General features: G+C 38.9%; 22 protein-coding genes and 1 pseudogene. 21 read left to right on the top strand and 2 right to left on the bottom strand.

Annotated features, from left to right (window positions below):
* Positions 1 to 5: 5 nt before the first annotated feature.
* From LC586_RS15885 to LC586_RS15830, 12 genes are all read left to right on the top strand, one after another.
* Positions 6 to 509 (top strand): hypothetical protein, encoded by a 504-nt coding sequence (locus LC586_RS15885; protein WP_229485765.1) that lies wholly within the window; start codon positions 6 to 8, stop codon positions 507 to 509.
* Between the two features lie 221 nt (positions 510 to 730).
* Positions 731 to 991: a hypothetical protein gene (locus LC586_RS15880; RefSeq protein WP_229485764.1), complete on the top strand. Its 261-nt coding sequence runs from the start codon at positions 731 to 733 to the stop codon at positions 989 to 991.
* A gap of 60 nt (positions 992 to 1,051) precedes the next feature.
* Positions 1,052 to 1,270: a hypothetical protein gene (locus LC586_RS15875; protein WP_229485740.1), complete on the top strand. Its 219-nt coding sequence runs from the start codon at positions 1,052 to 1,054 to the stop codon at positions 1,268 to 1,270.
* Positions 1,271 to 1,280: 10 nt separating this feature from the next.
* The gene (locus LC586_RS15870; protein WP_229485739.1) at positions 1,281 to 2,123 is read left to right on the top strand and encodes a phage terminase large subunit family protein; all 843 of its coding nucleotides are present in this window, start codon (positions 1,281 to 1,283) and stop codon (positions 2,121 to 2,123) included.
* Between the two features lie 4 nt (positions 2,124 to 2,127).
* A complete protein-coding gene (locus tag LC586_RS15865; RefSeq protein ID WP_229485738.1) occupies positions 2,128 to 2,697 on the top strand; it encodes a hypothetical protein in 570 nt (189 codons plus the stop codon).
* A gap of 22 nt (positions 2,698 to 2,719) precedes the next feature.
* Complete coding sequence (locus tag LC586_RS15860) at positions 2,720 to 3,211, top strand: hypothetical protein (protein WP_229485737.1); 492 nt, start codon at positions 2,720 to 2,722, stop codon at positions 3,209 to 3,211.
* Complete coding sequence (locus tag LC586_RS15855; RefSeq protein ID WP_229485736.1) at positions 3,211 to 3,552, top strand: hypothetical protein; 342 nt, start codon at positions 3,211 to 3,213, stop codon at positions 3,550 to 3,552. The genes LC586_RS15860 and LC586_RS15855 overlap by 1 nt, the downstream gene beginning before the upstream one ends.
* A 4-nt stretch (positions 3,553 to 3,556) precedes the next feature.
* Complete coding sequence (locus LC586_RS15850; RefSeq protein ID WP_229485735.1) at positions 3,557 to 4,207, top strand: M23 family metallopeptidase; 651 nt, start codon at positions 3,557 to 3,559, stop codon at positions 4,205 to 4,207.
* A 26-nt stretch (positions 4,208 to 4,233) separates the two neighbouring features.
* Positions 4,234 to 5,061 carry a glycoside hydrolase family 24 protein gene (locus tag LC586_RS15845; protein WP_229485734.1) on the top strand — a complete coding sequence of 276 codons (828 nt, stop codon included), beginning with the start codon at positions 4,234 to 4,236 and terminating at the stop codon, positions 5,059 to 5,061.
* 7 nt (positions 5,062 to 5,068) lie between these two features.
* The gene (locus tag LC586_RS15840; RefSeq protein ID WP_229485733.1) at positions 5,069 to 7,252 is read left to right on the top strand and encodes a DNA translocase FtsK; all 2,184 of its coding nucleotides are present in this window, start codon (positions 5,069 to 5,071) and stop codon (positions 7,250 to 7,252) included.
* Positions 7,242 to 7,700, top strand: a complete 459-nt coding sequence (locus LC586_RS15835; RefSeq protein WP_229485732.1) for a RusA family crossover junction endodeoxyribonuclease — start codon at positions 7,242 to 7,244, stop codon at positions 7,698 to 7,700. Before LC586_RS15840 ends, LC586_RS15835 begins: the two co-directional genes overlap by 11 nt.
* A gap of 34 nt (positions 7,701 to 7,734) precedes the next feature.
* Positions 7,735 to 8,214: an ATP-binding protein gene (locus LC586_RS15830; protein WP_229485731.1), complete on the top strand. Its 480-nt coding sequence runs from the start codon at positions 7,735 to 7,737 to the stop codon at positions 8,212 to 8,214.
* A gap of 383 nt (positions 8,215 to 8,597) precedes the next feature.
* Here the strand turns inward: LC586_RS15830 and LC586_RS15825 are convergent, their stop codons facing one another.
* A complete protein-coding gene (locus LC586_RS15825) occupies positions 8,598 to 10,760 on the bottom strand; it encodes a S8 family peptidase (protein WP_229485730.1) in 2,163 nt (720 codons plus the stop codon).
* A 275-nt stretch (positions 10,761 to 11,035) separates the two neighbouring features.
* Between LC586_RS15825 and LC586_RS15820 the strand changes: the two genes are divergently transcribed.
* Together LC586_RS15820 and LC586_RS15815 are read left to right on the top strand one after the other, a co-directional pair.
* On the top strand, positions 11,036 to 12,439 hold the full coding sequence (locus LC586_RS15820; RefSeq protein WP_229485729.1) for a hypothetical protein: 1,404 nt from the start codon (positions 11,036 to 11,038) through the stop codon (positions 12,437 to 12,439).
* 9 nt (positions 12,440 to 12,448) lie between these two features.
* Positions 12,449 to 13,828 carry a DUF1822 family protein gene (locus LC586_RS15815; RefSeq protein WP_229485728.1) on the top strand — a complete coding sequence of 460 codons (1,380 nt, stop codon included), beginning with the start codon at positions 12,449 to 12,451 and terminating at the stop codon, positions 13,826 to 13,828.
* 33 nt (positions 13,829 to 13,861) lie between these two features.
* Here the strand turns inward: LC586_RS15815 and LC586_RS40665 are convergent, their stop codons facing one another.
* Positions 13,862 to 13,996 (bottom strand): hypothetical protein, encoded by a 135-nt coding sequence (locus LC586_RS40665; RefSeq protein ID WP_267921685.1) that lies wholly within the window; start codon positions 13,994 to 13,996, stop codon positions 13,862 to 13,864.
* Between the two features lie 368 nt (positions 13,997 to 14,364).
* Between LC586_RS40665 and LC586_RS15810 the strand changes: the two genes are divergently transcribed.
* From LC586_RS15810 to LC586_RS15780, 7 genes and pseudogenes are all read left to right on the top strand, one after another.
* Positions 14,365 to 17,850, top strand: coding sequence for a CHAT domain-containing protein (locus tag LC586_RS15810; RefSeq protein WP_267921684.1), 3,486 nt, complete (start codon positions 14,365 to 14,367; stop codon positions 17,848 to 17,850).
* A 61-nt stretch (positions 17,851 to 17,911) separates the two neighbouring features.
* Positions 17,912 to 20,440, top strand: coding sequence for a CHASE2 domain-containing protein (locus LC586_RS15805; protein WP_229485726.1), 2,529 nt, complete (start codon positions 17,912 to 17,914; stop codon positions 20,438 to 20,440).
* On the top strand, positions 20,433 to 20,726 hold the full coding sequence (locus LC586_RS15800; RefSeq protein ID WP_229485725.1) for a hypothetical protein: 294 nt from the start codon (positions 20,433 to 20,435) through the stop codon (positions 20,724 to 20,726). The genes LC586_RS15805 and LC586_RS15800 overlap by 8 nt, the downstream gene beginning before the upstream one ends.
* 173 nt (positions 20,727 to 20,899) lie before the next feature.
* Complete coding sequence (locus tag LC586_RS15795; RefSeq protein ID WP_229485724.1) at positions 20,900 to 21,571, top strand: tetratricopeptide repeat protein; 672 nt, start codon at positions 20,900 to 20,902, stop codon at positions 21,569 to 21,571.
* Positions 21,572 to 21,770: 199 nt separating this feature from the next.
* On the top strand, positions 21,771 to 22,331 hold the full coding sequence (locus LC586_RS15790; protein WP_229485723.1) for a tetratricopeptide repeat protein: 561 nt from the start codon (positions 21,771 to 21,773) through the stop codon (positions 22,329 to 22,331).
* 115 nt (positions 22,332 to 22,446) lie between these two features.
* A complete protein-coding gene (locus LC586_RS15785; protein WP_229485722.1) occupies positions 22,447 to 22,566 on the top strand; it encodes a CHAT domain-containing protein in 120 nt (39 codons plus the stop codon).
* A 184-nt stretch (positions 22,567 to 22,750) separates the two neighbouring features.
* Positions 22,751 to 23,119: pseudogene (locus LC586_RS15780) on the top strand (CHAT domain-containing protein); the annotation flags it as partial.
* Positions 23,120 to 23,145 lie beyond the last annotated feature (26 nt).

Here is a 23,145-nt window from a genome sequence, read left to right as displayed (position 1 = left end):
GTCGGTTGTTAGATTTAGCTTTGCAGCCAAATGATACGCTTGATGAAACTGTTGAGCAGCAGCTAGTTCAACTCAAAGAGATAGCCTCTGGTGAAGGTATGTCCCTTGAAGAAGCAGCCCAACACTTGATTGCAATGCGCGATCGCAAATCAGAAGTAGGCGAACATAAGTTCGACAAGCGGGAGTACATCAAACAGCGATTTGGCGTAGACCCAGAACAAGCTTCACCCGACAGCTTTGTAGGAATACTTTACCGAGATGCAGATAGAGGTATTCAGTTAGGGGAATTACGCCATAAGGTGGTGCTTGAATCTTCCACACTTGCTCTAGAAGAATTTGTTTTTCATGGCAGCAGTTCACTTGCTGAAGGTGATACTTCCGTTCCGACTGGTTACGATGAAGCGCAAGAGCGAATTAACTCGCGCATCGATAACGATTTTTTCGGCAAAGTGAACTGGGGGGAAGAGACTCATCTGACTTTTCACGGCATGTGGAAAAGGCCATTTTGAGGGTTTTCCAAACCCTGATTTTTCCGTTAGCTATTTTCATTAACTTAAAGCTATTGACAATTAGGCTGTAGAAAAAGTCACGTTTTTTCGAGGCTTGAAGACTTCCCGTGAAAAGTCAGAGAGACTCATCCACTGTTAGTCGGTACATCGACACCGCAGCCGAGACAGTTGAAGTCCTCGCAGCCGAAAACCGGGCAATCTCCGAAGAAATAGTAGCTCAAATGCTACCCATCTGCTATCAAATACGGGATGAGAGTTTACTCAACTTGAGAAAGACATCTACCCAGGCAGTTGGTATAAATTTACTTTCGGTAGTAGCTGGTACTGTTATTGGGACGTGGGTAGCAGTTCCTCCAACTCAAGAGAGACAGGAAATTCTGAGTATTCAGCCAATTTTGATTGGTGTGGGTATAGGTGAATTAGTTGGTTTGATTCTGGCGCTAGTAATAATTTGGTTTAGCAGGGACGAACAAAAAACCTAATTAACCTTTCAAAATCAAGGGAATTACTCATTTTAGTCGCATTATTGCCAGGGAGCAGGTATGAGTGCAGCATTTGACTTTTTGGTTAACACGGCAGGTGGTTTGTTGATGAACCTGGGTGTTTCTGGGATGGTGGGACAATTATTGGGAGTGGGGACGACCCTTGCCTTGCATCCTCTGTTGCTACTAACCGGGATAGTTGTGGGTGGTGCAGGAATTGCGATCGCGCGAGAGTTAAACAAGCGCCCTCAGTTGCAGTTGGTTGTTGATAATACATGAGGGGTAAATTATGTTTACTCCTACACCTGTGCGAAATAAACAGCCAAGTCGCAGAAAGAAAAAGGTAAATGTTACCCTGTGGACAGTTTGTTCAACTGTTAGTGCGCTGTCTGTTATGGGGGCGGTTGCATTGATGGTTGGATGGAAGCAACAGGTTCCAGGTAATCAAATATCGGAGGTACAGCAGGTAAAGGCGCAAGTTTCCCAAATTCGGGAAGTGTACTTAGAAAAGCTTTCTCGTACTGACTACAATATAGACCATCTTTCCAGTTACTCCTCAGTCGAGGGTGCGCCTACTCTTACAGGCTGGCGACAGTTGGCGGCAGCATTGTGGGGACAGCAATTGCGGAGTGAAATATCCAGAATGCAGGCTAATGAGAAATCTGGGTTTTACCGACTTCACTATATGCCGGCACTGGAGATAGTTAAATTCAACTCGCTGGATGTTTTACTAGAAGCGGCTTCTGGAAATAATAGTTTTTACTGGGGGTACCGCAAAACCGATGGGACGAAAGTTGAGGAGAAGATACCAACTGGGGCGGCTGCTGTTTTGATTTTGGGTAAATTAGAGGCAATTGATTACGCTCAAAACTTGGAATCTCAACCATCAGTTGATCTGAATCAAATGCTAATTCAGATTAAGAATGCTCAAGAACCATATTCTCTTGCACAGGCACAGCTGTTACGAGCGCGGGGGTATTTAGACCCAGTAGAGCAGATGGCACAGGTGGCAGACATCCGCGAGAGAATACGCCAACGGGAGGAGCAAAGGCGGATGTATATCCAACGAATGAAGAAGCAATTACCTCAGCCAGTTCCTAATAAACAGCCTGTTAATAAATCGAGGGGGTGATGTCATGTATGTCAAGTTTGCTGCTGCGATAATTTGCATAGCTTTGTGTTCGCTTAACGTTGTAGCGGCAGTCAAACGTACCCCTATTCGTACTACCCTTGAAGGTTCAACTCGCACGACGGTCGAGATGATGCCATCTCCCAATTCAGGAGTGCATTGGATGAGTGCAGTTATATTTCTGGCTGGGTTTGCTTGTTTTTTGGGCTGGGGAATTTCTGACTATAACAATGCAATTGAAGAAAGAGATGAAGTGTCTGATAAATTGCCTAATCTCAGCAATCAACAACTTCATGTTGGTGTTTATGATACTGATATTCAACCTTCTTTGATCCCCCCGGTTTCACCTACTCCTGGGATGAGATTAAATAGCGAGTTCTCTGCTAAGAATGTAGTCCAATTTTCTCCTCGTTCTAGTGTTTCTGGGTTAGGGCGAGTACATAGTAGCCAATTTGTTGAAGATGGAGTGCAAAAACAACCTGGAATATTATCTCCAGAAGAGTTTTACGCCCAACTTCAGGATGAAGATTTTTGGGAAGATACTAACTCCCAGGTAAATGATAAACCCGCCAGCTAGTTACTTAATTTGAGGTCATATTATGAGCAGAAATCAGCGCCGCCACTTTGATGTTGATTATTCTGAAGGTGGAGCAATTGTGCCTGCAAACCGCTTGCAAAATATGTTGCAGCAGGTACAGCAACAAGGAGGAATAGTAAATCAGCAACCTAGCGTTTCTCCCATGACTACTTATGAAACTCAACCAGTAGAAGTTAGGTATATCAATGCACCTACTGCCTATAAGCCGAGGGTTCCTCAGATAGAAATTCCCTACATTGAGACTTGGAAAGCACACCGGTTGCATCCGCAAAACCCCTGGAGGTTTGGCTGGTATCCTGTATATTTTTTATCTGATGTAATTAAATCTCCTGTGGGTGTAGCTGGTGTGGGAGTGTGGTTGTTAATAATGCTGTTGAATTTTTTCCTAAATGGCAGTTATACCGGGCCGGGGTATGCGTCTGGGAAGAAGATTGAAGTTGTACCCAAGGAAGTTCCTTCTTTTGCCTTGCCTGTGGTTAAGCAGTTGGAATAATGTGGGTAAAAGCAATTTTTTGGTTCGTATTGCTGGTATGGATTGCAGATATCTTGCAACCAGGATATTTGCAGTTTTATAACTGGCGTAATACCGTGGCGTTGGTACAAAAGCTTCAGTTTTTATCGCCGGCTGTTGTCCCTACTGCTGCACCTGGCGTGAATATGTTTTCTACTCCTGTTCCTACACGTTACTCCCCGCAAGTAAGGGAACCTGCAACATCTGGGGATGGGCTAAATTCTCCTGATTGCCGTGTAGCTAGGAATGACTTTGAGGAAGTATTGAGTACTGCAAAGATTGGTTGTTGGCAGGTTTCTCCTGCTAATGCGAAAAGGCGTTGAGGCAATGCGAATAATCTTTGAAACTGACGGTGACAAGGACGTTAGTAATTCGACTGTAACTAATTTGGATGAGACGGTCGATACTAGTTCGAGTGCAAATTGGAGATATGCGATCGCAACCTCAGTTTTGATTTTAGCTATGGTCATTCCCCAGGTTTCTGGATGGATTGAATCTCAACTGTTAGTTAAATCTCTCCAAAGTCTAATACTACCTAAAACTATTCGTAGTAATCAGGTTTTAAATAATCGTCGAATTGCCTTTCCAACTGCGCCTGGTACTCCTGTAACTAGTGAATTTGGTTGGCGGACACACCCCATTACAGGCGATCGCAAGTTTCACGCGGGGATTGATTTTGGTGCAGCCAAGGGTACGCCAATTTATGCGATTGATGCTGGTCGAGTGGTTTTTGCAGGCGACAAGGGTGGTTATGGCAAAGCAGTTATTATTCAGCATCAGGGAAGTTTATCTACTCTGTACGGTCATGCCAGTCAGCTGTATGTACAGCAGGGACAACAAGTTGTGCGTGGACAGATGATTGCGGCAGTAGGTAGTACGGGCTTTTCGACGGGGCCGCATTTGCATTTTGAAGTTCACGTTAATGGTGTAACACAGAACCCACGTCCTTATTTACACGAATATTTAGCAAACCGTTGAAGGTTATTTAGCTATTGGCAAGAGAGATGCAAATTGTACCGATTTTTATATCAGGTGTAGTTGGTGCAGCCTGCTCTGTTGCATTTTCTTACGGAGTAGCTTCACTGCCATGTGGATTGGTATCAAAGGGTGCGGATACTGTTTGTCAGGTACGTAGCTTTGGTAAGGCACTTGATAGTTGGAAATTTGGGTTTATTGTTGGTGGTTTGGCTGGGTTTATTTTGAGTCCTCGCCATCAATTTATATCCCGTTTTCAACCCATTCATCTGTCAACTACTTCCTTAATTACTTTGGGTATTTATTTCTCAATTTCTCAAAGTACTGGTGTTTCTTCAGGGTCGTCAAATAGTTTAACAGGAAGAGTTAGTACAGGTTCTTACTCACCACATCCTTATTCACCACGGTTGAGTGCTTTTTTAGCAACAATTCGTTGGGCAGAAACAGGAACTAGTGAGGTAGAAAGTTATCGCACGTTAGTATTTAATGGAACTTTTAATAATTTTTCTACACACCCGTTAAAGAAACAGTGCGCTCCTATTAATGGTAAAAATATTTGTTCAACTGCGGCTGGTGCTTATCAAATGTTGGATAAAAGTTGGTATGATCTTCAGCCAAAATTAAACTTAAAAGATTTTAGTCCAGCTTCTCAGGACAAGATGGCAATTGAATATATTCGTCGTAATAATGCTTTAAGCGACATTGAAGCAGGAAGGTTTGATACTGCTGTATGCAAAGTAGGTAAAATTTGGGCCTCATTTCCTTGTAATAATTACAAGCAAAATCCTAAATCAATCGAACAACTAAGAACTTACTATCAGCAACAATTACAGAAGCTGGAAATTTATAGGAGGTGAAAACTTAGTGATATCATCACCATACAATGGCACTAATGGTAATATTGAAGTTCAAAAACAACAGCTTTTGACTGCAATTGTGCAGGCAAAACAAGATGGTTTGGGCAATGAAGAGATTATAGAGAATATACGGGAAGCTTTACCTGATGTAATGGTTTCTTATGCTGAAACTGTTTTAAAGCAGATTGACTTTAGAGCAAAATTATCACGTCAGGTTATAGAATTTAATTTAGAATTTTTATTTCAGGTAATATACGAATCAGTAATTGCAGGTACAAACGATGAAGAAATATTATCAATATGTGCAGAACATTGTACTTTAAACCAGTACGAGTTTGCACGTTATGCACTTGAGTATATTCATCTCAATCGGATGCCATCGCAGTGGGAGCAAAATAACGTATATCATAAAATGATTGAGATAGTTAACATATCACCAATTGAATCTTTATTTGAATACATTGAATCAATCAAAAATATTTATCTTAAGCAAATTGGATATGAAGTAGTTCAAGAGAATCTTTATAATTTATTTTTAATAAATAAAGAAACTAGTTATTTTACTGATTTAGCTAATAAATCTAGAGATAAATGCATTAAAAACTATTGTTACCGAACGGCAGTGCTTGTCGCGCGTGCCACAGGTAAGCCATTAGATTTAAAAGTGACAGCAGATGGCTCAATTATTTTAAAAGAGCCTAAATATTTAGATAGAAATACTGGTGCAAATGAGATTGCTACTTCACAAAATTTAACTATGTTGCAGGCAGGGAAGTTATTAGTTGATACGTTAGAAGATTTTAATATTAATGCTAAGTATGTTGATGCCAAAAATGGCCCCACTTTTAACCGTATTAGGGTAAAACTGGGACGGGGTGTTAGTTACAAGAAAGTAGAAGACATCGGTAATGACTTAGTGCAGCAGCTTGGTGAAGAGTTAGGCTTGAAATTTGCACCAATGGTGAGTGTAGTGCCTGGAGGAGTTGTATTTGACATACCCCGATTAGATAGACAATTTGCTTATTTCCGCGATCATTTTACTTTTGACAGTGAACCTGACATTCATTCTGTATCTATTCCTGGTGGTGTTGATGTAGATGGCACCTATGTCGAAATTCCACTTTATAGCGACAACGTAACCCATATCTTGGGTGGTGGACGAACGCGGGGTGGGAAGTCGCAATTTGAGAAAGCAGCAATCTTATATTTAGTGCGGCGGTATCCACCTTCTGTTGTTCGGTTGGCACTTTCGGATGTCAAACGCGTGACTTTTGGAAAATTTGATGGGCTACCCCATCTTGTTGCCCCAGTTGCGCGTAATGCAGAGTCTACCGCTAACTTGCTAGATTACTTGGTAGAAGAAATGGAATTGCGATATCAGGAATTTGAGCGCCACAGCAGTATTGAAACGATCGCACAGTACAACATGCGGTTTGCACCTGATTTTATCATGCCGCGAGTGATCTGTCTGATTGACGAGTGTTTTGATCTACTTTCCGATGATAACTACTGCGATCGCATTGAGACTGCGCTGATGAAGTTGCTTGCAAAAGCTGGTGGTGCAGGGATTCACGTACTTTTGTATACCCAGCGACCTGATAAAAACGTGATTGATCCGTTGATTCGCTCAAACTTTCCAGCCAAGACAGCCTTTGTTACGACTCGCCCTGAAGACAGTTGTATCATCCTTGGGGACGATAAAGACAAACGTGCAGTTTATTTACTGGGATACGGAGATTTCTTGTATAAGACAACTGAGGTGCTGCGACTCCAGGCGCTTTATGTAGCTGACGATGAAGACCCTGAATACTTCCAGCAATTACTCCTAGAAGCTAAAAATCAAAACGACCCCTACACAGCTTGGCAGTCTGGGTTAGACTTTGATGAATTTGTCGCTAGTTTGTATGGCGAGCGCAATAGTAAGGACATAGGTAAATCTAAAACTACTGCTGTTACTAAAACTAAACAGTCCAAAACTGATTTTGAGGGCAGTTTTAACTTTAAGGTACAGCTTGACGAGGAAGCAAGAAACTCAATTTTGAATTTGCATCAAAAGGGCTATCAACTTGATGAAATTGTCAAAGCGGTATTCAATTTATCCCGTCAAGATGGTAGGTCTTATAAGAAATTTAGAAATGTTGTTGAGGAGTTTTTAAATAGCTTGAAAGGTGGCGGTGAAGATGATATTTGAACTGACCATGCCTTTACCCCCTTGTATGAACGAAATTATCAACCAGGCACGGTCGAGTTGGCAAGCTAGTGCTGAACTTAAGAAGTACTGGACAAACTTAATTGGTGAATTTGTTAGAGAATGTGATTTTTGTTTAGATAGTGCAGTTTGGATTGAATTTCATTGGTATCTCAAAAATTTTGGACGAGATAGCGATAACGTAGCTGCTGCCGCCAAATTTATCATGGATGGTCTGGTTACAGGACAAGCAATCCGTAACGATAACTTGACAGTTATCCAATCACCTGTAGTTCATTATTATCATCGCAGTAGTGGTGATGATGGTGTGCTATTGAGACTTTCACAATCACCTGATTTCCTGTTAGATAATTTTATTGTGTCTAACCAATTTTCCCGAAACAGCTTAGAAAAGCATAGTCAAAAAATTACATATTTACTGTTAACTTAATTTTTAGATATATTGGATTTAAAGGATGACCCTAATGTTACGTTATAAAGACTACTGTCAGTTAATCGATCAGGTAAATGCAGGTAAAAATATTAACCTGTGGGGCAAGCAAAATATTGGTAAGACTCTTACTGTTAAAAACTGTTTACTCAAGGATATTAACTTAGAGTCTGTTTACCTCAATCTTGAATATCCTTTTAGTGTGGATCATCTATTCAACGTTATTCCTATTAGCTTCAGTTTTTACTACCAGCAGGATTGGCAAAATATCATAAGCGAATTATCTGATGGTTATAATAGGCTGCTGGTGATAGATAATTTTGATAGATTGCATTTTGTTAGCAATACTTTTAGCCACGACTTATTCCGATTACAACAGTTAGCTCAACTAGAAAATTTTTCTTTACTGTTAATATCTCGTATGCCGCTAGAATATTTCCATTTTCCAGATTTTGCTAACTATTTTGAAAAATTGGAATTGAACGAAACTAATACTTGGACTTTTGGACAGTAGACATATGGCTTTTAGATATCGTTTTTTGGTGATATCCGCTCCGGGTGGAATGTTGGTTTAAGCAATAAAGCAAGTTCGACTCTTGCTATCACCATTGAGGATGAAACTACTACCGAGACTGAAAATTAACCAGTACGAATCTATTAAATAGTTTTGGAGTTGTTAATAGAGTAAGGGGTAGGTTAGTAGTGTAGTTCTCAGTAAATCCCAATCCTTGCCGGGGCGAGAGTAATTAAAAACCTTGTAACCTTATATCTTTAGCTGATTTATTAGCTTTACTTATGTTGTAAGTCCAACTGAGCGATTCAATTCAACAAATGGGGGAAGAGCTGGTTGTTGAGATTGTTGACCTCATAGGGGCGCAAGCATGAGCGCCCCTACCCCTATCTCTGCTTCACAGCCTGCACCGCAGCATCAGCATTAACTAAACCACGACCGAAGAAATACTCTTGGGCTGACACTGGTTTCGCCTTTGGGAAAATACCGGAAGGTCGTGAAACAGGAGCATCTACAACAGTTCCAAAACCGACTTCTTTTTGCAAACGATAGCGATTAGCATCCGCTTTAGAAAGCTTAAGTCCATCATAGGTAGCAGTCTTATTGAGAATTGAGACAATTTCCTCCCGACTCAAACGCCGTTTTGGGTCTTCTCCCTTCATTAAAGCCACCACTCCCGATACAATGGGAGCCGAAAAAGAAGTCCCTTCTACCTGGACATACTTACCTAAGGGGTCTAACGCCACACCCCAAGCGTAATCTGGTACAGACATTCCCTGCCAAAAACCATCCAACCAAGTGCCACCTGTCGTTAAAATTCCACCACTGAGACTATTTTGGATTTCTCCGCCGGGTGCGACTATATCTAACCCACCGCCGTAACTGCTGTAGAAGGTGCGATTTCCCGTCATATTTGTGGCACCTACTGATATAACACCTGGAATACCTGCTGGGAATCCGACTCCATCCAGATTTTCATTACCAGCAGAAGCAACAATTACCAAATCCCGATGAGCATCCAACACATCAAAAATTTGCTCGGTTAATCCCTCATCAGGAAGTAAACCACCCAAACTCATATTGATGACATCAACATTTCTACTGGCAGCATAACCAATTGCTTCTGATAAACTTGCCGTATTAATCGCGCCACGTAAGCCAAAAACTCGCACTGGCAAGATTTGGGTATCAGGAGCAACTCCAAGAATACCTGCTTTATCTTCCGAGTTGGCAGCAATTACACCCGCAGCCCAAGTACCGTGAAACTCGCTACCAATTTGAGTCCGAATCAGATTACGAAGGCGATGTGCAATTTCACTGTCTGAAGCTTTAGGGTAATGCTGTTTCAAGATGCCGGACAGTTGTTGATATTTCTTCAATAATTGGTCAGATGGTAATTTAAAAGTATCTTGAAATTCTGCTTGAATCTGTGCCATTTCTTGGGAACTCAAGCGTGTATCAGCGTCACCTTCACCTTGGCTAGAAAAGTCCCAGCCATATTCCTCACCAGGTAATTTATCGGGGCGATCGCCAGATTTATATGTCTTCTTCACCAAGTCGGGATGATCCCATTGAATCAAGCTATCAATTACCGCCACGACAACCCCGCGTCCGCCATTGCTGTTGCGCCAGGCTTCCGTAGCGCGAATATCAGTACGCGCTAATAGCTGACCCCGCCGAGGAGTACTATTTAAATGCCATTGCAAAGGCAACAAGTTAGAAGAAATAGGAGTATCTTTTGGTTGGGGTAACTGTGCCAACTGCTTTTGTAAGTGTTCGGTGGCGTGAGGAGTTTCTGGTAAATTTGCTGCTGTTGCCAGCAATTGCGACATATGATCGGAAGTGGCTTGAATAAAATTCGGTGTCGCTGATTGCACTCCTGGTATTTGAGTCAGTTGATTAGTTACATTCAAAATTTCAGTACCAGATAGTGACTTAGAACGCACTAAGTAGCGGTTTTTACTAAATCTCAAGGGACGAAGTACTTCTAAATCGTGGCGCAGCAGGATAATTTGTTTTTGGCTCTCAGACATCTCACCTGCAAAACTAATAACAATCTCGTTGGGTAGCACAATAACTGGCTCAGATTTTGTTTCTGGAGATGCTGGCTGTGATTTACGGGATAAGATAGGTAATATTTCTTGTACGTAAGGCTGTTTTTGAATCTGCTGTTGAACTGTATTCAGAGAAGCACGAGTGCCATTCGGTAAGTTAACCAGGGCGATGTTTTCTCCCAAAGGTTTAACATCCACATCAGAGCGATGATTACTACCAATGCTGCGAGTATTACCGCTACCACCACGTCGTAAATCTTGTTGCAGCTGCAAGTATAAAGGTTGGATAGACCGAGAGCGTGTATTCGCTTTAAAGCTGACAGCTACGGTATCACGGCGCAAATGGAGCGGAATTTTTTGACCGTAAAATGTATAAAATAATTCATCTAATGTTTGTGCCTGCGCGAACTCACGGTATTGCTGAGGGAACAGAGAAAAACTGGTAGCACTGAAAAAACAACCTGCCAAAATAAGACTGGAGAGAAAACGTTTCATAACTGCGAACGTTGGATTAATTTTGCTAGATATGTGTATTTCTCAGGATTTGCAGGATATGCAATTTTTCAGGAGCATAGTTAGGTTGCACAGAAATAACCTGTGTCCAATCGCAAAATTGCATAAGGTCAATTTCCTCAGAACTACTAAAAGGTAAAGGCTCAAGATAACTGTTAAATCAGTTACTCAGTATGAAATCTCGAAAAATGGCTGGACTTGTGTTGAGGAGCATTAGCAATGTGAAAATTAACAATAACCAATAAATAAAAATAATTATGGGCGATGCTTCAAGATATTGGACATTGGTAAGGATTGATGCGGGAGGGAACCGGAAAATTCAAGAAATACCTGCTGCTAAGTCATTTTACGCACAAGTGTTTGATCGGTTAGCAGAAGATGATGATGTACCAGATGGGGACATCCAGCGTCAATTGCTACATTTGTATCGTCACAGTTCTGATGATATCGTTTTGCTGACAGAACGTTGTTTGCTTTGCTTTCTATCTTGGATTCTAGAGCAAGGGTGTATGCAATTAGAAAGGAATTTTGGTCAAGACCATAATTTTACTTGCAGCGATTTGTTCCCTTATGTCCTGGATGATGATGGTAAATTATCCCCAGCAGGTTCCTATGAATGTTTCTCTCGGCAAATTCTCCAGAGTTTCGATTCGCAGCAAAGTAGTCTGGCCACTTGGGCGATGATGAAGGTAAAACAACATCCTGAATTGAATAGATTTTTGTTGGAATGCGGTGTTTATTTAATTAGTGATTGGGCAATTTTGAATGATACTCAACCGAAACAATTAGAGCGAATCCTGAAAGAGTTTCACCTTTTTAGTGATTCAGCAATTCAAGAAGCCCAATGTCTTTTACGAAGTTACCATGCTGTTTACCGCCTTCAAAGACTGCAACAAATTAGAAGAAGAGTTAGGAGTAAATGTACTGAACCTACTACGCAACAATTACAAGATATTGCCCAACTTGTCAAAACTGATACAGGTCGTTTATTTGACGATGTAACTGTGATAAAAATGCTGAAAAAATTGGCTACTCAATTGCGTGAATACCGAATTCATGTCCGGGGTGGTTCTTTTCCAGCAAAGTCTCTAGACGCTGTGCATGGAGTCAAGTCTAATTCTTTAATAGAGGAAATTCCTGCTGATACTAATAAACTTTTAGAAGAAAGCGACGAACTAGCCGAATTTTTGCGGTTTTATCGCCATCAATTTCAGATTTGCTTGCAGCAAGCTTTAGCTAAAGTTACAGAATCGAGAATCAGACAATTATCACGTAAAAAGGGCGATAAAGCACAGATGTTTTTAACTGCTCTCGAACTATCTCAATGTCAAAAATTAGCTATGAAAGAAATTGCTGAATTCCTGGGTATGAGAGCGCAAGATGCGGTAACGAAGTTATTAAAATTAAAAGACCTGCGGACTGATGTGCAACAGGAAATGTTGGTAATTTTAAAGGATTCTGTGAAAGAAAAAGCTAAAGAATATGCTGATATTCAAGCTTTGAAAAACCTAGATGAGCAATTGACGGTTGTACTTTTAGAAGAAATTATCCGGATGATGGAAAATTCCGAAAGTCAATCAAGAACGATGAAAGATCATTTAAAATCTGATATGTTCGCGGAACGTTTATGTGAATATCTCCAAACTAGAAAAACAAATTAAAACCAAATTATGACAAATTTATTGAGTAATATTTCCCCCATGTCTTACCTTGATTTTGATGCTTTACCAACTTCAGCAGTTATTCTCTCACCTGATGATATTGACCAAGCCGCAGAAATCAGCAATCAAATCTTTGATGAATCCAAGCAATGGCAAGCCTATCTTAATTGTTTAGCTTTATCAGCTTTTGAGCAATGGCTAGAAGAAAGAGCAGAAGGGCTAACTATTAATCGAGAAAAATGTACGATTTTACAACCAGCTTTGGCAAATTTTATTAACAGCGTCGCTAATTTACAAGTTGGGGAATTTAAAGTCTGTTTAATTGCTACTGGTAGCCTGAGTGATGAAATAGTGAGTTTACCAAGAGTTGTTGTCGATTTACCAGAGTTTATTCCTCACTTTTATGTTTTAGTAGAGGTGTTGGAAGAACAAGAAGCAGCGAATGTTTATGCTTTTTTACCTTATCAGGAATTGCGAGAGATAACGTCTTTACAGTCTGATTGGAATTATCAACTACCTATATCCTGTTTTGATGAGAATCCAGACCGTTTATTGCTATACCTGCGATGTTTGGAACCGTCAGCAATATCTTTACCTGCAATTCCCACAAATCGCAGTGCGATTTTAGCAAATATACAAAATCAATTGGTTGAATTATTACCTCAGTTACAATCACCGAGAAGGGAATTATCTGAAGTTTTAACTTGGGAACAAGCTTCTGCTGTTTTTACTAATCCGGAGTTGCTGAATTGGCTTTACACATTACAGAAACAAAATACAGCTACAGAGAATGTAGAGATGGGTAGCGCAAAGCCAGAATCGCCAGGTTATTTTGCGTCTCTACAAGATTTAATTAAATTAATTACGCAACCTGCTTTAAATGCTGGACGTTGGTTGTGGGACGAGTTGGATGATTTAGCACTCTCTCTTTCTTGGGTGTTGTTACCAAGTTTTGCGGATGCTTCCGAAATGCGACCAATACGTAGTCCAGAGGAAGAATTTGAAGTTATAGTCACCCAACTACGACAGAGGGGTTTAGAAATTCCAGTACAAGCGCGGGGTGCGTATCAAGATTTTCTGTTAGCTGGGATACCTCTGCGAATGTATGCTGTGACTTGGCATTTGGTATCGGAATCTGGAAAGCCTGAATGGAGTTTGTTACTAATTTTAGGCGCACCTGCTTTAAGTAGTTTACCGTCTAATATCAAATTTCGTGTCAGCGACCAAACAGGTATTTTGGACGAACGGGGATTAAATGCGGAAAGTGAAGATTCTTACATATTTACCCGTGTGGTTGGCAATTGGGATGAGAAGTTTTTGGTAAGTGTAAGTTTGATGGATGACGTTGAGGTGACTTTACCACCGTTTGCATTTGATTTGGGGAGGTAGGTAGGTTTGTAGTGCTTATTTTTAGATTCAGATTCAGAAGTTTGGTTTTGAAGCCTTAGCTAGTTGTAGCTGAGTACATCTCACGATAAATGAGGTACGAAATTTACTTTTGGACTGAGTAGCGTCCAGTGCGATCGCTTCGCTCGCCAGAGGCATCGCAATTTTCATTTCCAACCCCTTTTTGCATTTACCTGTACTAAGTACTGGGTGCGATACGAGATTATCCACCAGCAGAACGTGTGTGTATCGGTATGGAGGCGATCGCTTTTATAGTACTAACCAGCAAAGTATGTCAATAACTCCTCACGAGATAATTGCAACAATAGGGTATTTGTTGCGAATTTCCGGTACTCTTTGGCATTTTCTTCACAATATCTTTAATTAGCTAGCGATCGCCAGTATTAATACGGTCTACCACATCAAGGTATCGTAATTATGCTGAGGTCATTTTTAAATTTTGGCATAACCTGGTTTGTCCTCAGAAATATAAGAGATTGAGCAAACAATCTTTTGTAGTTATATAAGAGGAATAACCAATGTCTAACCGTTTGAAGAGTTTCGCCCTAGTTACTTTAGTGTTGTCACTGACTTGTGGTGTTGGGTTCGTAGCCAGCGATGTAATAGTCAAACATACTTTGGCACAAACTGCAACAAGTTCAGATAGCAAAGCAGAAGGCGATAAGTTGTTTCAGGAAGGGGTACAGCAGTTTCGTCGTGGAGAATATCCCAAAGCATTGCAGACTTATCAACGGGTGTTGGAGATTCGGCGAAAACTGGGGGATAAAGCGGGAATTGGTCAAACCCTTAATAATATAGGACAGGTTTACAATGGGTTGGTTCAACAGGAAAAAGCATTAGAAGTTTTACAGCAAGCATTGAAAATTCGTCGAGAAATTAAAGACCGCGCTGGAGAAGGAGAAACCCTAGATAATCTTGGTGGGGCTTACCTTGCTTTATTTAAAGAAGAGGAGGCCTTAAAAACTTTACAGCAAGCTTTAGAAATTCGCCGTGAGGTAAAAGATAAAGCTGGGGAAGCTGTTACTCTCAGTCGAATGGGGTTTACCTATATTTTCTTAAAACAACAAGATAAAGGCTTGAAACTTTTACTACAAGCACTCGCAATGCATCAAGAATTAGGTGATAAATTTCAAGAGGGATTTACTCTATTTAGGATAGCAGCAGCTTACAACAATATAGATGATAATACCAATGGTTTAGATTGGTTGAATAAAGCTTTAGCTGTAAATCGTCAAGTCGGAAACCGTGCTTGGGAAGGTAGGAGTTTACAGCAAATAGGATATGTTTATTTTAACAAAAAAGAATATGACAATGCATTGAAATTTTTTCAGCAATCATTACCGCTCATTAAAGAAGCAGGAATTCGTTCTTTTGAAGCTAGTATTCTTACTACTTTAGGAGATACTTACTTTAAGCAAGAGAAATATGATAAGGCGATTGAGCTTTATCAACAAGCATTACCTATAGCTAGTGAGGTAAAAGATAAATCTCTTGAATCTGAGATTTTAGTATCTTTAGGAAATAGTTATAACAAAGTAAACAACTATGAGCGTGCTTTAGAAGCTTATCAACAGGCGTTACCCTTAGCGCGGGAATTGAAAAATAAATTGCAGGAAGCTAAAATTATTTCACTCATAGGAATATTCTATAGTTTGCAAGGTAAATTTGAACAGGCGATCGCACCTTTAGAGCTATCATTACCTATCGCCAGAGAAGTCAAGGATAAATTCCTAGAAGCTAAGATTCTTAGCCAAATTGCAGGGGTGTATTTAAATCGAAAACAATTTGAGCAGGCTATTGAATTTTATCAACAAGCATTAGCCCTTGAACGACAACCACTTAATAATCGCCCCGGACAACTAGATATTCTCATCCAAATCATAAGTTTGTACTTTTTCAACGCTAGTGAGGCCACTCTTCAAAAAGATTATTCTCGTGTAATGAGTCAATGTAATCAAGCTCTTAATTTAGTATCAGAAACTTTAAAAATTGCAAGAGAGCTAAAGAATTCCACAGCAGAAAAAGAAATATTAAAAATCCAAAGTCAATCCTACTCGCTCATAGGTAATTATCATCTCCAATTAAAGGAATTAGAAAAAGCAGAGAAATTCCTTCAACAAGCTTTAACAATAGCACGACAGTCTGAAAATTTAGAAGCAGAGAAATATGCTTTATCTTATCTTGGTGGAGTTTACATTGCTCAGGGGTACAACGCTAAGGCAATTGAATTAGGTCAGAGAGAGTTGGAAATTGCTCGCATACTTAAAAACCCTTTTTTTGAAGTACGAGCTTTATTAGGGCTTGCTTCTACATATAATGTTTTGGGAGATTATGAACAAGGTATTCAATTATCACAGCAAGCTTTAACAAAATCAGAAGAAATTGATATTCAGAAAATACCTGAAAATCTTCAAAAGTATGCTTTGCAGAGCAAGCCAGATGCTTTAGGACTTTTGAGTTTAATTTACACTAATCTTGGGGAATATGATAAAGCTCTAGAATTTGCTCAAAAACGTTTCAATTTGGTAAGAAGTCTAAAAAATCCTAAACTGGAAGCTGAGGCATTGATTCGTTTGGGCGATGTATACAATAGTAGCCAAGATTTCCAAAAAGCAATCGAATTTACTCAGCAAGCTTTGACAATAGCAAGGGACATTAATAATTCTGATTTGGAAGCACAGGCATTAAAACAAATCAGTGCTATCTATACTGAAAAGGGAGATTATCAGCAAGCTTTAGACTCTGCACAGCAAATATTGGTAATTGCAGAGAAAACGAAAAATTCAAATCTAAAAATAGATGCTTTAAATATTCAAAGGCAGGTTTATGCTAATCAAGGCAATTATAAGAAAACTCTAGAATTATTTCAGAATGCATTGTTAATTGCTAAACAAAATAGCGACTTTGGTTCTGAGTGGACAACTCTTATTGAAATTGGAGCATTCTACAAAACTTTAGGAGATGAGCAAAAAAGTATTGAATATTTACAACAAGCACTTGCTTTAGCACAGAAAATACAAAATCCTCAGTTTGAAGGCGTAAGCTTATTCATTCTTGCCTACAGCTATTTTGGTAAAGACCAGCCAGAAAAAATAATTGAATATGCGAATAGAGGTTTAGCTATTTTACCCAAAACCAAACATTTAGTCTTTGTGCCAGACCTTGCTATTAATTATATTCCAATGGGAGCATTGTTTGATGGTAATAAGTATTTAATTGAAAATTATACTGTCACATCTATTCTGAATGTGGGTTTAACAAATTTTGAAGATAAACTACCTTCAGAAGTAAAAAAAACACAGATTTTAGGTTTAGGTTTATCAAAAGAAGCCACAACATCGGATGGCATATTTCCTGCTCTAAAAAATGTACTCATAGAGTTAGACTCCATTATCAAATCAAAACCCAACGACACGAAAGGAATATACCCTGGAGATAAGTTTATCGATAAAGATTTTAATATCGATACACTAGAAAATAACCTCAAGGGACGTAACATTTTACATATCGCCACCCACGCTCTTTTCAAACCGAAAGATCCTACACAATCTTACATTCTTCTAGGAACGGGCGACAAATACTCAATTGAAAAAATTCAATTTTTACGAAATCTAGGTGGGGTTCATCTTGTGGTGTTGTCTGCTTGCGAAACAGCACTTGGTGGTTCAGATCAAAATGGTATAGAAATTCAAGGTATTAGTTCTTATTTCCTAAACGGTAAAGCTAAAGCAGTAATGGCATCTCTGTGGAAAGTTGATGACCCAAGCACATCTCAACTAATGCAACTATTTTACAAAAACCTCGCCACTGAGAAAATGACGAAATCTGAAGCATTACGTCAAGCGCAACTGAGCTTACTAAACGGGAATAACTCCAGCACAAACCCCGAAGGACGTGGTATTGAAGTGAATATCGGCACGTCCTCAAGAAATGAAAAGCCTCAAAGCGGCTACTCACATCCTTACTACTGGGCACCATTCATTTTAATTGGCAACGGTCTTTAAAAATTAATAGAGGTGCAATTACTTGCATCTCTGCCAAGTAATAAATAATCAACCACAAATTATGAATAACTTTCACCTCAAAGTACAACGCATCGAACAAGTTTGCTTATTTGAATTAACTTGGGGAACAGCACAACGTCTCAGCGCCAAAATTACCTATCCCGAAAACCTGACATTACTCTATCAAGAATGGCAACGCACCTATCTAAGTTTTTACAAAACCTCTTTACGAGGACGGGTAGAAGATTCCGGTAGTTTTCAAGCACCAACCCTTGATTGGCACGCAAGATTAGTTCAAATAGAGGCAAAATTTTTATCTGAATTTCATAATTGGTTGCGTAGTAGCGAACTATATGAAATTCGGGCAGCAATTACTCAAGTCTCATTATTATCTGTTAATTCTCGATCTGCAAATATCAACCTTTTCTTGACTTGTGATTCTTTGGAATTAGCACGTTTACCTTGGGAAAGCTGGGAGATTTGCACGGAAGTTACCTTTGCTTTTGGTAAGATTAATATTGTACGCAGCCCTATCAATATACATCAATCAGTAGCGAAGCATAATCATAACCGTCGTGCTAAAACTAGAGTTTTAGTAATTTTAGGTGATGATACTGGTCTAAATTTTGAAGCAGAAAATAAAGCAATCCAAAAACTGAAACACATTGCTGAAATTAAATTTGTTGGATGGCAACCAGGAAAAAATATTGATGAACTCAAAGGTGAACTGAAAGAAACTATTACATCGGAACTGGGATGGGATATTTTATTATTTGCAGGACATAGCAATGAAACCGCTTTGACAGGTGGTGAAATTTCAATTGCTCCCAATACAACTTTATCAATTAACGAAATCATACCTTTTTTAAATAAAGCCTTAGAAAATGGATTACAATTTGCTTTATTTAATTCCTGTAATGGTTTGAGTATTGCTAATAACTTAATTGAATTAGGATTAAGTCAAGTGGCAGTGATGCGCGAACCAATTCATAATAAAGTTGCTTCTGAATTTTTGCTGCATTTTCTGCAAACCTTAGCTCAATATAAAGATGTTCAAGAAGCTTTAAGATCAGCTTGTCAGTATCTGAAGTTAGAGGAAAATCTGACTTATCCTAGTGCATATCTTATTCCTTCTCTATTTCTCCATCCAGAAGCTACTTTATTTCGCTTTAAACCTAGTTTTCTTGAAAATTTACAAAAAATCAGCCCATCTCGAATTGAAACTTTTGCACTTTCAGCTTTATTTATTATTAGTACACAACTACCTATACAGAATAATTTATTAGCACAACGTTTAAAGTTACAAGCTTTTTATCGTCAAGTAACAGGACAAGTTCAAGTAACAGAATCACCTCCAGTTTTATTAGTACAAATAGATGAAAAATCACTTAAAGACGCAACTAAAGACTCAAAACTGTCTAGTGCAAGACAGATGAATAGAAAATATTTTGCAATGATAATTGATAAATTGCGAACAAAAGGTGCTAACTTAATCGGCATTGATTATTTATTGGATCGATATCAGGGAGAAAATGATAAAATATTAGCTGAATCTCTTCAAGCCGGGGTAAAGTCATCGAATCCAACATGGTTTGTTCTGGCAGAAACTAAAGCTCTAACTGGAGAGAAATTGACAGTTTTACCTGAAATTGCTAGCCCTAATTGGACTTTACAAGGGGAAATCGAGATTTTACCTGGGTATATGCAACTCCTATCTCCGTTAGATAAATCTCAAGCATTATATTTTTCTAATTTATTAGCAATATCGCATCAATTGCAGAGATTAAAATCACAAATAACTAATACAACAAATCAAAAACAGCAAGGATTGATCGCAGTTGCAGATAAGACTGGTGAAGATGAGTTAAAACAGTCACTACAACCAAAATTAAATAGTACAACTGACTTTAGTAAGCAAATTGGAAAGTTTTTGCAAAATAATGATGTTAAAAATATTACTAGCTTGCAACCACCACGAACTCATCTACAGCCTATCACAGAATTTAGCTATTATTTTGGTCAGATGTGGTTGCACCCGATAGTTGACTTTTCTATTCCCCCAAATCGTGTTTATCGCAGTATTCCAGCTTGGCAATTGTTAGAAGATAATAGCCAAAATCTACCTATCTCTAGTTTACAAAATCAAATAGTCATCATTGCACCAGGAGGATATGGTGAAGCGGGAATGTCGAAAAATGGTGAAGATAACTTTGATTTACCTCCTGCTCTAGAACTATGGCGACGCTTAGAAAATCCTGAAAATAGCAACGAAGTATTGACAGGCGGTGAAATTCATGCTTATCAAGTACATCATTTATTAAATGACAGAATGGTTGTACCTATCCCTGATTTGTGGATGATTTTAATAGCTATTATGTTGGGGAAAACATTATATTTTATAATGCAGAAAAATCCACGTATCAGGTTACAAATTTTATTAGCTTTAGGTGCGTCTACAGCAGCTTATGGTGTACTAAGCTTGCAAATTTATCTTTCATCAATCGCGGTGATTTTACCTTGGTTTTTACCATCGCTGACAATTTGGCTATACGTTATACCAACGTTTATGAGGAGAAAAGCTTATGAATAAATTAGATTATATTAAGCCTTGTTTCTTACTTTTGACAATAAATATTACTGGATTATCTTTGTTCTCCAAGGTGGAGTTAAAAGCAGAAACCAAACAAACAAATCCTATCCTATCTTGGGTTAATATTTTTCTGCCTTTATCGAAACCAAAACCTCCTATTAAACCACGTAAAGCTGTCGGTCGTCCTGTTCGTGGTTCATCTGCACCCATATCAAATTCTGTTTGTATGATATCTCCAGATGTACCAGAGGATAAACTCTCAAATCCCAGAAATACATATCTATGAACGCACAAAGAGGAACGACCTCAAGTTAGAAAAAACTCATTTTGGCATATCCTCTTTACCTCTAGAAATACATATTCATGTGAGCGAGCAAAACATAGTTGCAACAGGTGCATTTATTCATTTTAGTACAACTTCATTCATCCAACATCAACAAATATCAAGGAGCAGACAAAATGAAAACCTTAAAATTAGCAGCAGTAATTGCAGTTTTCGGAACAATGTTTTTTACTTCGCAAACTTTGGCTGGGAGCTTAAGCGATTCTAATGCATTGCTTGTGACACAGGCAAAAACTGAATTGAAACCCCAGTTAAAACTACCTAAAATCGAACCACTGTCTAAACCCAATTATTCTCTCAAAGCTCACGATGCTAATAATATAAATGCGTTATTAACTCAAATATCACAAGATTTAGATAAAGGAGATTTTCAAAAAGCACTCGAAGGTTGTAATGCAGTTTTAAAAATTGATGAAAATAATTTTGCAGCTTACTTCTTTCGAGGATTTACTTACACCCAACTGGGGGAATATCAGACAGCAATTGCAGATTTTGAGCAAGCTATACGTATTGACCCTAGTTCTGCTTATCCTTACTTTGGTAGAGGATTCGCTAACGTTCACCTGGAAAAATATCGTGAGTCGCTTGCAGATTTTCAGCAAAGCATCAAAACGGAACCTGAATTTGCTCACGCTTATTTTTGGCGAGGTATCGCTTTAGCGAATTTAGCTCAAACAGATGAAGCAAAATCTGATTTACAAAAAGCTGCGGAACTTTATCAAAAACAAGGAAACCCTGAAGCTGCTCAACAAGCATTAAATGTGTTTAAAGAAATCGAAACGGCTTAAAAATTGTTTTTGATTGGAGTGTTGATTGTTTTCTATCCTTTTAATTGCCAGGAGTTACTAGCTCCTGGCTAATGAATCAAGCTTACTTCAACTGAGTAAATAGAAGTAAATATCGAATATTTTTGCATATCCTCGCAACTCTCAGAAATACATCATCTTGAAACAGTGACAAATTTGTAAACACACAGGAGACATGACAATGAAAGGTTTAAAATTAGCAATTACTTTGGTTGTATTAGGAACAAGTTTTTATAGTGCTAAAGCGGATGCTCAAAACTTCCAAAATCCAAATCAATTGGTAGCACAAGTTTCAACTTTGCAAGAAAAACCACAAATTCAAGATTCTCAACTAAAACCAGCTAACACAAGCGGTAATAGTTCCAGCGTTGAAACCCAATTATCGCAGGGTTATGACCTTTTAAAGAAAGATGACTATGAAGGAGCAATTGAAGCATTTAACAAAGTTTTACAAACTGAACGCAATAATGAGAGTGCTACTTACGCTTACTTTGGTAGAGGAATTGCTTATTTATCTACGGAGAAATATGAAGCAGCAAAATCAGATTTTGACCAAGTAATTGCGCTTGATGCTAAATTTGCACACGCTTATTTTTTCCGGGCTGCTAGTCAATATAAATTAGGCGACAAAGAAGCAGCAGTTTTAGATTTAAATCAAGCTGTTAGCCTTTTTACAGAACAAGGAGAACCAGAATTAGCGAAAAAAGCACAAGACATGATTGAAAACATTCAGACTAGCTAGAACAATTTCGGATTGGATAATTCAATTAGCAAGGTGCGTTATTGTCAGTCTAACGCACCATTATTTACCAATATTTTCAACATGGGATGTTTCTGATATATCAACAGTGGCACTAATGAGCAAATTTTATGGTAATTTAAGCAAAAATGCTGATAAAGCAGGTGCGCTACGTCAAACGATGCTGGAAACGATGAAAAGTATCCACATCCTAGCGATTGGGCTGTTTTTACGCTGATTGGTTTGGGAGCATCCCAGTTTTTGCAAAGAGCGCGAAAATCAGTCAGGATAAGTATGATGAGTGTATTTATCTACCGATGACTCCCGAACAAAAGCAAGCACTTCAAGAACATATTCAGGCGATCGCGTTTGCTCCTTCTAAAGGAAAGCTCACTCTCACCCCTGAAAATTTAAGCTCTCTCTCATCACCTCTAAGCAAGCAAGATAAAAAGCACGATGGACTACTGACAGCAGAAGAAATTCTCGATCTGAAAATTAACGCTGATTTGGTTGTTCTCAGTGCTTGCGACACAGGTAGAGGTCGAATAACTGGTGATGGTGTTATTGGTTTATCTCGTTCTTTAATTAGTGCTGGTACATCCAGTGTAATTGTCTCTTTATGGGCAGTAGATGATGGTTCAACTGCTTTTTTAATGACCAAATTTTATCAAAACTTGCAACAAAAACTTGACAAAGCCACTGCCTTAAGAAATGCCATACTTGCTGCTAAGAAAAAATATGCGAGTCCATCTCAATGGGCAGCTTTTACTCTTATTGGGGAGTCGGAATAAATCTAATCATAATGGCCTTGGCTATG

The organism is Nostoc favosum CHAB5714 (assembly GCF_020829495.1).
Lineage (GTDB): Bacteria > Cyanobacteriota > Cyanobacteriia > Cyanobacteriales > Nostocaceae > Nostoc > Nostoc favosum.
This window is presented reverse-complemented; position numbering and strand designations above follow the sequence as displayed.

What these genes read in the sequence shown, in the direction of transcription:
- LC586_RS15870 (WP_229485739.1), top strand. Translation starts at nt 1,281, where the DNA reads ATGTTTACTCCTACACCTGTGCGAAATAAACAGCCAAGTCGCAGAAAG.
- LC586_RS15795 (WP_229485724.1), top strand. Translation starts at nt 20,900, where the DNA reads ATGAAAACCTTAAAATTAGCAGCAGTAATTGCAGTTTTCGGAACAATG.
- LC586_RS15830 (WP_229485731.1), top strand. Translation starts at nt 7,735, where the DNA reads ATGTTACGTTATAAAGACTACTGTCAGTTAATCGATCAGGTAAATGCA.
- LC586_RS15855 (WP_229485736.1), top strand. Translation starts at nt 3,211, where the DNA reads ATGTGGGTAAAAGCAATTTTTTGGTTCGTATTGCTGGTATGGATTGCA.
- LC586_RS15835 (WP_229485732.1), top strand. Translation starts at nt 7,242, where the DNA reads ATGATATTTGAACTGACCATGCCTTTACCCCCTTGTATGAACGAAATT.
- LC586_RS15815 (WP_229485728.1), top strand. Translation starts at nt 12,449, where the DNA reads ATGACAAATTTATTGAGTAATATTTCCCCCATGTCTTACCTTGATTTT.
- LC586_RS15875 (WP_229485740.1), top strand. Translation starts at nt 1,052, where the DNA reads ATGAGTGCAGCATTTGACTTTTTGGTTAACACGGCAGGTGGTTTGTTG.
- LC586_RS40665 (WP_267921685.1), bottom strand. Translation starts at nt 13,996, where the DNA reads ATGAAAATTGCGATGCCTCTGGCGAGCGAAGCGATCGCACTGGACGCT.
- LC586_RS15825 (WP_229485730.1), bottom strand. Translation starts at nt 10,760, where the DNA reads ATGAAACGTTTTCTCTCCAGTCTTATTTTGGCAGGTTGTTTTTTCAGT.
- LC586_RS15860 (WP_229485737.1), top strand. Translation starts at nt 2,720, where the DNA reads ATGAGCAGAAATCAGCGCCGCCACTTTGATGTTGATTATTCTGAAGGT.
- LC586_RS15785 (WP_229485722.1), top strand. Translation starts at nt 22,447, where the DNA reads ATGAGCAAATTTTATGGTAATTTAAGCAAAAATGCTGATAAAGCAGGT.
- LC586_RS15800 (WP_229485725.1), top strand. Translation starts at nt 20,433, where the DNA reads ATGAATAAATTAGATTATATTAAGCCTTGTTTCTTACTTTTGACAATA.
- LC586_RS15880 (WP_229485764.1), top strand. Translation starts at nt 731, where the DNA reads ATGCTACCCATCTGCTATCAAATACGGGATGAGAGTTTACTCAACTTG.
- LC586_RS15805 (WP_229485726.1), top strand. Translation starts at nt 17,912, where the DNA reads ATGAATAACTTTCACCTCAAAGTACAACGCATCGAACAAGTTTGCTTA.
- LC586_RS15865 (WP_229485738.1), top strand. Translation starts at nt 2,128, where the DNA reads ATGTATGTCAAGTTTGCTGCTGCGATAATTTGCATAGCTTTGTGTTCG.
- LC586_RS15845 (WP_229485734.1), top strand. Translation starts at nt 4,234, where the DNA reads ATGCAAATTGTACCGATTTTTATATCAGGTGTAGTTGGTGCAGCCTGC.
- LC586_RS15810 (WP_267921684.1), top strand. Translation starts at nt 14,365, where the DNA reads ATGTCTAACCGTTTGAAGAGTTTCGCCCTAGTTACTTTAGTGTTGTCA.
- LC586_RS15850 (WP_229485735.1), top strand. Translation starts at nt 3,557, where the DNA reads ATGCGAATAATCTTTGAAACTGACGGTGACAAGGACGTTAGTAATTCG.
- LC586_RS15790 (WP_229485723.1), top strand. Translation starts at nt 21,771, where the DNA reads ATGAAAGGTTTAAAATTAGCAATTACTTTGGTTGTATTAGGAACAAGT.
- LC586_RS15820 (WP_229485729.1), top strand. Translation starts at nt 11,036, where the DNA reads ATGGGCGATGCTTCAAGATATTGGACATTGGTAAGGATTGATGCGGGA.